The organism is Bacillus sp. L_1B0_5, assembly GCF_000836715.1.
GTDB classification, from domain to species: Bacteria; Bacillota; Bacilli; order Bacillales; family Bacillaceae_G; genus Bacillus_A; species Bacillus_A thuringiensis_S.
Window position 1 is genome coordinate 1 of the sequence record NZ_JXIS01000057.1, and the last position, 734, is coordinate 734.

Sequence of the window (734 nt, forward strand, 5' to 3'; positions counted from 1 at the left end):
ATCAGTTGCAATTCGATTTGCTAAACCCAATAACGCGCCACGTGATGCTTCTTTTAAACGAATATGACGAGGGTGTTCAGAATCAAGATAAATTGCATTAAATTCAGCAATACTGTCTATTGTCTTTTGTTTATTATTTAAGTTCCAAACCTTGATAATATCAAGTAAAGTTTCTTTAACACCATATGATAAACCACGACTCATTTTATGTTTAAAGCTAACACCATGAGAAACAACTTCTTCTGTCGTACCAGCGCCAATATCGAAAGATAATATTGTTTTGTCAACAAAGTCTATTTCAGTGGTTTTATCTTCTGTAATTTCTACTTTTCTTTTAATTGTTTTACCTTTTTCATCATAAACGATTCCCCATGAACCCGCAGCGCCTTCTGGTAAACACTTGCAGAATTCAACTTGAATATTAACTACTACTTCACGTCCGCTTGGGTGGTGGAATTTTACCGTATGATGATTCATATAACGTTCTACAAACTCTTGTGCTGTTTGAGGCGTGATTGTTGCGACAGGTAATGCAACAGATAGGTCATAAGTCACATCAATTTTATTTTTATTTGGGTGTTTCTTCATAGCGCTAATCGCTAAACCAGCTAATGTAACAAGTAGTACAAGATCATCTTTCGATTTATCCGATTTCTTTTCCATTTCAATACCTTTAATGATGAAAACATTAAAGGTATTGAAATGGAAAAGAAATCGGATAAATCGAAAGATGA

General features: G+C 34.1%; 1 pseudogene. It reads right to left on the reverse strand.

Annotated features, from left to right (window positions below):
* A pseudogene (locus tag RT27_RS19490) lies at positions 1–734 on the reverse strand (peptide ABC transporter substrate-binding protein); the annotation flags it as partial.